The following is a 7,545-nucleotide window of genomic DNA, read 5'->3' as shown; positions in this document are numbered from 1 at the left end:
GTCCACGGGCACGCCGTCCTCGGGCTCAATGTCGGCCAGCGCGTAGCCTGGTACGGAGGCGCTGAAGCTCCACGTCCACGAGTCCACGTCCAGCGACATGGACATGGACAGCGTGGGGATCGGCACCGCACCCTCAACTCGAATCAGAACTGCACTGTTGATCACCAGGTAGACCTCTTTGATCGGGACAACGACCGTGCCGCCCGGTGTTGGCCCACCGTGCCGCTCGCAAATGAAAACGAGGTGCGCGGCATCGACGTGCGCCTCGGAGAACACCAGGTGTACCGGCAACGAAGGCAGGTAGCACGGGTCCGGTCCGGGCACGGGTGGCCGAACCCAGATACCCGCCGGTGGTGGCATGGCCTCTTGGTATCGGCCGGCGAGCAGTGCACCGAACGGCAGCGCATCTTGGTAGCCTTCCAGAATTGAATTCCAGTATCCGACGGCTTCCTGAAAACGCCCTGCGGTTGAATTTCGCCGGTCGTTTAGGGTGTCCTGAAACTTGGTCGTGCGCGCACTTTGTATGCCCAGCGCTTCTTGGAATCGAGCCCAGGCGTCGTTGCGCAGTCGAATTTGGTCCTGAAATTCGGAACCCAGTGTCGTCTGCAGGGGCGCCGCCTCCTGGTAATGCGACGTGCTGTCGCTGCGCAGGCGCTCTTGGTCCTGCCATCGCAGGTCGGTGGGCGACTCAACGGGGTCTGCGTCTTGCCAACGGCTCTGCCAGTGGGGAACGAGAGGCGTGCTGTCTTGCCACACACCGCGCATCGGCTCCTGGGACGCAGCGGCCCCTTGGTAGACAGAGCGCACTTCGCCCACGTCGGGGCGCTCGGCCCCGCTCACGTATTCAAACGCAACCGCGCCTGTCAGGTCGAAAACGTCATCCGCTACCAGGTCGAAGACCCCCTCGACGTAAACGGCAACGCTCGGGATGTCGGCTGTCGGCTCATCACCGAACACCAGGTGTACCGGCAGCCCAGTGGTTGGGGCGGCCGAGAAGATCAGGCTCGTGCTCATGAGAGCGCCGTTGCGCCCAGTATCGCCCGGCCTCCTGCGTAGAGATTCACGCCGTCAGCGCCGTCCAGTTTGAACGGCCCGTCGCCCGCCATGTCGGTCACGTCGCCATCGGCGATGGGGTCACCTTCACTGGTTGCCAGCCGGCCCCACACCGCTGCCCCGTTGACTGCGATCAGGTCGCCGATCACAGACTCCTGCGTGAGCAGAATCCCTGTCAGTTCGACCGTGCCGCACGGCTTCGTGAGCACCAAGGTTGCCAGGGCGGCGCCCCCCGGAACGTCACCAGAGGTGGCCGGGCGCGTCGTGCCGTAGATTTCCAGTTGCGCGGGACCAGAGCCTGCGTCGGCCAGGTCGATCAGAGCCTGCAGCACAGCAGGTCGAGCTGACACGAGCGCAGCCGCGCGCGCAGCAGCCGAGAGTGCCAGCGTGGTCATCCTGGGTAGCCCTCGGGCTCGATGCGGTCGGCGATGACGGCGCGGAAATCGGCGCTCGGGTAGATGGCGATTACGCTGTACGTGTAGTTTTCGTCCACACCCTCGAACGCGCCTTCCCCCGTGGTCGGGTCCGACCACTCTTCGCGGATCACCTTGCCGTCAATGTCACGCACCAGGCGCACCTTGGCAAACTGCGGGGTGTACGTCTTCGGCGTGGTGGCGGGCAGAATCTCTCGCTTCACGTCGTAGGGTACGCGGCCGATGCCGCTGGGTGTCTGAAAGTCAAACGCGCTGTAGATCACCCCACCGTCCGTGGGCTGCACAGCTTGCAGCATGACCCCCGTCTTGGCGGCAGAGGCGAATGCCTTCACACCAAACCCCATCAGTGTGGTGTACTCTGGGCTAGGACCCGTTCCTGTTACGGCATCTCCCCCCTGCAAGACCAGAGCGGTGGGGAATCGAGAGGCTGTGGTGCGCGCGCCCAGCTCAATGCCTGTAACCTGTACGGCCGTTGGAAACGTCCATGTCAGCACCACCGCATCACCTCCGGTGCTCCAGTAGCAGCCTGTGGCCGTGTTGTTGTCAGACAGGTTGGTCAGCGGACCCGTGGGGGCCGCACTCGCCGTCAGCGTGGCCGCCGCATCGACGCGCGTGGCGCCGTCGAACAGGTGAAACTCAGACAGCTCAAGCGTGGACAGCGTGGGGGCCGTCATCAGCTTGGCACGCCAATATTTGTGTGCGGCCACGGCGTTACCTCCAGGGGCCGGTCACATCAACCGCGAGGGAGTTGAAACCCGACGCACTGGTCATGTTGTTCGGCGCGAGCATGTTCACGCGAGCACGACCATCTGTGTCGTAGAAGATTTGATGCTCGGAGAGTACAGTTTCGGCGCCGAAGTGCAGTGACAACCTGCCCCCCGGTATGTCCGCACGAATGCCTGTTTGCGATTGCGAGTCCCGCACCATGATCGGCGTGAACGGGACACGTCCATTCACGGTGTTGGGCAAGAAACTAAGGTTGTACGCGGTGTACGGCGAGACTTCTGGTTGTATCGCGGTCCCCGTCCCGTCTACCTTGCGAGGTATCGCGCGCGTTGCTACGTCCGAAGACAGGATGTACTGACCACCGTAGCTTTCCCACACCGAACCTGGCGCGCCGGTCAGCATGGTTGCGTAGGCGTCCCCGGACCGACTATGCGGCACGAGGTCGCCAAAAAAGTAAGCCGCACCACCGTTGGCTGTTGGCCCTCCGGTCGTCACATACGCCGCAGCGTTGAAGTAGAAGGCACGGCTGTCGGCCGCAATCGCCCACGCCACGTCCGCGGAACCAGCCGTGTGAGACTTACCCCAATAGAAACCGCCACTGAGCTGCGCGCTCGTAGGAAAAAGACCTGTGCCGGTAGACACCGCAGTCATATTCTCGTACCCGACCACCCGCGCCGCCGTCGTGCCGGTGTCGTTGACGCGCAGAAACTGCCCGTGGGCCTGCGGGTCGGCCGACTTGTAGACTGCCAAGTTGGTGCCGGTGTAAACCTTCGTCCAGCCAGCCGCAGCCATCTTCACCGTGATTGTGCCGGTGGCTGTGCCGTCAGCTTCAGCAGTTGCCCACCGGATGACGTTCGGTGCCACCGCGGTCACCTTCTGTTCGCCATTCAACCCAGCAGGTGTCGCCCCTGCGACCAGCACCACCGACTCGACGGCGGCTGCGTGATCGGCTGGAAATGTGGCCGTGGCTACACCACCCGTGATGATCACCGACGAGGCGGTCTGACTGCCCCAACCGTTTACCAAACAGGCGTCCAGCAAAGAGATCAGACTGCCAACTTGGCCGCGCAACGCTGGTGCACCCGGCATGGTGCTGCGGAAGAGTTTGACGGACGTGTCAACCGGAGAGGTCATCGGAAATCCTTACGGGCGATCCACGCCACCGCGTGTGATCAGAGAGAACGAATAGTCCAGGCCGGCTTCTGGGCCCTGCTGCACCGTGCGCGCCACCCACACGGGGAACTGCGCACCGACAGTGTTCATGCGTACGATATTTCCCACCGACCAGCCGGAACCCCAACCGGTTTCCAGAATGGTGAAGTACGGCGTACCAGTGGCCGGATTGTTCGGCGAGCAGTCAGCATTGATGGTCCCGGTCCCGATCACACCGACATGTTCGCCAATGATCTGGAATGCCGTGGTGCTGGTGAAACGGAAAGCCCATCGCTCCGTCACGGCACCAAGGTTGTTCACCTCTACGGGGGCCAGCGTGTTGTTGTAGGTCCCCGTGGCAGGAGAGCCGTCCACCACATCCGACCATGTGGTGCCATCCCAGGAGCCTTGGTCGAACATCAAGGACATGCGGCTACGCAGGTCTCCCGCGATCAGGGCGCCCGAGACGTAGCTACCTGGCACCGGAAAGTCGTGTGTGAGCTGACGTGTTAAGCCAATCTGGCCTGTGATCTGCACATCGCTGACCTGGGCCAAGTCCTCGATGCGGTGCTCGATGGTGATGGGTTGGCTCCAACCGGTGGTGTCCACAATCGTCACCGTTCCTGCTTCCAGGTTGGCCGTGTAGCCAGTGTTGATCGTGTCACCGTCATCGCCGATCACCCGAACGCGAGACAGGCGCGTGCGGGCCAGGTCGATGGTTTGCCCGTTCGACACAGTGGCCGGACTGGTTACCGCCGTATGGCCGACCACGGCGAAGCCACCGGGGCGGAAAATGGGAACGCGACCATCTTGTGGCAGCCGCACGGGGTCCAGGCCCAACACGTCGGCGTCCAGCGGGAGGTAGAAGTAAGCCACGCTGTTGTAGCGCAGTGTGGTTGGGTCCACAGGCCATGGGCGCCAGATTTTCAGCGCCTCAACTGCGCCCACGTCGTCCGCGTCGTACCACCACTCCAGCTTCTGCTCGACGGTCAGCGAGGTGTCGAGAACGTAGTCGCCGAACTGCAACTCGACCACGCCCGTCTCGAAGTCCACCTTGCCGCGCAGGTGTGTCCCCGCGATCACGCCGTCGATGCCCGCGCTGGCGGTGATCGCGTTACCCTCCGTGTCCGACAGGTTCATCACGAACCCGGCGGGCTTCAGGGGGGCGATCTGGGTGCGCATGAAAATGCTGGCAGTCGTCCACTTCTGACGCACAGTCCAGAGGCTTGTGATGGTCAGGTCTTCGGCGTCGTAGAGGGGGTCCACCACGTAGTCTGTGATCTCGGCGATGCCGCCCGCGTAGTTGACTCGGCCTGCGAAAAAACCGGTGCCCGGGGTCGTGCGATCCCGAATCAGGTCGCCGTCGTAGTCCGCATAGGTGTGACCCATCCAGGTGAACTGCACGCTGTTTGGCACCACGTAGTCGCTGGTGTATGGGCACAGGTCAATCGTGATGGTCGGGGGCTTGAAGCTGTACTCCGTAGTGACCGTGCTGGCGAAGTCTGTCGCGTACGTCACCGTCAGCGTCGAAGCGGCCAACAGCTCTTCACCCACGGATGTGTCGCCGTACTCCCCGCCTTTCTGCGCGCTGTCACCTCCGGTGGAAGGCTCCAGATAGCTCTCGAAGGATTCGGCATCTTCGTGATCGCTTTTGTATCCTTCCGTCGTCAGGTCAAGCTCGACCAGGCGCACATTCAGCGCGCCCGTGCCGTAGTTGACCGTGCCGAAATCACCGAGGCCACCCGTGCCGTCGTCAGTGAGTTCGTTGACCAAGGTTTCCTGTGTCTTCTCGGTCTTGTAGGTTGTCTTCGTGTGCGAAGAGCCTGCTGTGACCTTGCGCGATGCGCGGCGGCGCTGGGGTTCGAGGTATGCGTATCCGGTTGCCATGTGTTATGCCCCTGCGAGGAAATAGGTCTTGAGCACGCCGTCACGGCTCATCAGCGATTTTTGGCCTGCCGTCAGGTCACCGGAAGACCACACGGCTCCGCCAGATGCCGGAGGGTCGTACACGTTCCCAAAGCCTGCAAGGCTGCTTGGAATCACGTTGACGTACACAGTAGCGCCGTTGTCGTCTCGAATGCCGCCCGGATAGACGCCACCAACGGCCACCGCGCCGGTCGTAGCGCTGCCGCTCACCAATGGATCGCGCACCACGTCTGCCGGGGCTTTGATCGTGAGGGGAACGCTGGGGTTTGGCACAGGCCAAGAACCGGCGTTGTAGTTGTAGAGAACAACCGACTGGCCCACCGTGATGGACGACGGATTTTCCACGAAAACGTGGTGCGTGCTGTTCACCAGCCAGCCGGAGACTGTTGGTACAGAGAAGGACCCTTGACCCCCTGACACGGTGAACGTGCCGGAGGTTGCGCCAAGGCCGCCACCTTTAAGGGTGATGGTCGTCCAGGAGTACGTGCCGTCCGCGCCGGGGCCTGCGTCAAAGGTTAAGTTGAACGCCGTTCCGCTCAAGACCTGCGGGTTGCCGCATTCCAGCCAGGCGTAGGATGTGGACGAACCGCCCCCGCCGCCCCCACCCCCGCCGGTACTGCCCCCACCGCCAGAGCGCGGCGGGTCTACGATCACGGCGCCGTTGTACTCGATCTCCGTGCTGCTTTCACTCACCAGATCGCTGGTCCCGCTGCTGTTGCTGACGTTGCGCACCGTGATCCAACGGGCGGTGATGGTCCCAGCCAGGGGCGGTTCGCTCAAGGTGATGGTCACAAAACCGCCGGCGTCGGGGCTAAGGCCGGCGAAACTCTCGCTGCGGGCCGACGTGTAGGCGTATTCGGTGTTGAACTCGCCGCCTGGGTCGATCATCGCCAAAGGTTTGAGGGAGATGAACCCGCTGTTGTACGTGATGCTGCCTGTAGCGTCTCCGGTGAAACCGCCTGTGCCGTTGTCGGTTGCGGTCTTCAACACACCCCCAGACTCCCAGGTCACGACGACGGACCCTGGTTCCAAGGGGGAGTGCGGTACGGTCCACGACAATTCGGGCATCCGAAAACCGATGGCGGCAGATCGGTTGGTGTACGCAGACTTCTCACCCCACGAGTAGATGATGGATGAGCCAACGTCTGGCATCGAGGGGAACGTTACGGCGATGGAGCCGTTGTCGTAGTTGACGGTGCCAACCCCCGTGCCCGTCAGGTTGCCGAGACCGTCGTCCTGGATGGTGTACCAACTACCGAGCGCCCGGAAGGAAACCACCAAGGAGTTCGCAGCCGGGAACGGCCGCAGGATGTCAACGAAATTGAAGCCGCGGTTTTCCTGCCCGATCTTGATGCGCTTGCTGTGCGGCGCGGCGCCAACGGTAACAAGCCGTGGCGTCTCGGCCAAGACCAAGGATCGCTGTGCGGAAGGCCGCTGGTCGAGCGCACTGACTTCCGTCCGCGCGTTGGGAACCAGTTGGGTGTAGACGCTCTCCACCTGCACCGTTGCGTCGCCGATAGCCCCCGCCGATTCCAGGGCAACGACACCGTGGTACGACCCGGCATCCGCGACGGTGGTGTCACGGACCTTAGTCTTGCCGTCGGCCACGGCGAAAAGCCGGGATGGGGGTGAGCCAGGGAAGTTGACGCGCAAGGCATCGCTGATGTCACAGGTGACAACTTCCGCTTCAAAGTCCACCAAACCGCCGCCAACCAGTTCGGTGTAGGTGCCGATGGTGCTTTCCACCCGCGTCGTGCGCACGTACTGCACGATCTCGTCGGGGGTGTCTTCGTCGGCCACCAGTACCAGGGTGCGGCCCACAGCGGGGAGCGGGGACCCGGGGCGTTGGAACAACTGGATCGCCCGCTGACCAGCGACGTGGTTCTCCAGCAAGAAGCCCGGAAGTGCGGGGCCTTTCACCAGATAGGCTTCGATGAAATCCGCAGCGTTGGTGCGCGTGTCAAAGGTCTCGCCGGTAGAGAAGACCGTGATGCTCACGTTCGGATCATTAGGGGGCTCGGCCACAATGAAATTGGTGCCCAGCAGCGTGTCACGGTCGCCCGTCTGGACGTGCACATGCACTTTGCGCAGGTTCACCCGACCGCCCGCGCGGTCCAGCTCGCTGATGTCCGGGAAGATGTTGTTGCTCTCACCGTCCTGGATGATCGTCGCCGTGGGGGCACCGCCGCCTTCGCTCACGTCATCCATCACCGCCGACGCTACCAGGCGGACATCGCCTTTCAAGATTGCCACT

General features: G+C 62.9%; 6 protein-coding genes. All 6 read right to left on the bottom strand.

Annotated features, from left to right (window positions below; translation table 11 throughout):
- On the bottom strand, positions 1–1,014 hold a 1,014-nt coding region (locus DU506_RS17190), incomplete at its 3' end, for a hypothetical protein (protein ID WP_220254432.1).
- Positions 1,011–1,448 carry a hypothetical protein gene (locus DU506_RS17185; protein WP_114488115.1) on the bottom strand — a complete coding sequence of 146 codons (438 nt, stop codon included), beginning with the start codon at positions 1,446–1,448 and terminating at the stop codon, positions 1,011–1,013. The genes DU506_RS17185 and DU506_RS17190, both read right to left, overlap by 4 nt.
- Complete coding sequence (locus tag DU506_RS17180) at positions 1,445–2,194, bottom strand: hypothetical protein (RefSeq protein WP_114488114.1); 750 nt, start codon at positions 2,192–2,194, stop codon at positions 1,445–1,447. The genes DU506_RS17185 and DU506_RS17180 overlap by 4 nt, the downstream gene beginning before the upstream one ends.
- A gap of 4 nt (positions 2,195–2,198) precedes the next feature.
- Entirely contained in the window at positions 2,199–3,347 is a 1,149-nt protein-coding gene (locus DU506_RS17175; RefSeq protein ID WP_114488113.1) for a hypothetical protein, read from the bottom strand.
- A 9-nt stretch (positions 3,348–3,356) separates the two neighbouring features.
- The gene (locus tag DU506_RS17170) at positions 3,357–5,252 is read right to left on the bottom strand and encodes a hypothetical protein (protein WP_114488112.1); all 1,896 of its coding nucleotides are present in this window, start codon (positions 5,250–5,252) and stop codon (positions 3,357–3,359) included.
- Between the two features lie 3 nt (positions 5,253–5,255).
- On the bottom strand, positions 5,256–7,544 hold the full coding sequence (locus tag DU506_RS17165) for a hypothetical protein (RefSeq protein WP_114488111.1): 2,289 nt from the start codon (positions 7,542–7,544) through the stop codon (positions 5,256–5,258).
- Between the last annotated feature and the right edge of the window lies 1 nt (position 7,545).

The organism is Vreelandella rituensis (assembly GCF_003336665.1).
Classification (GTDB): Bacteria; Pseudomonadota; Gammaproteobacteria; order Pseudomonadales; family Halomonadaceae; genus Vreelandella; species Vreelandella rituensis.
Note: the sequence above shows the minus strand (reverse complement) of the source record. Positions and strands in the feature narration are given on the sequence as shown.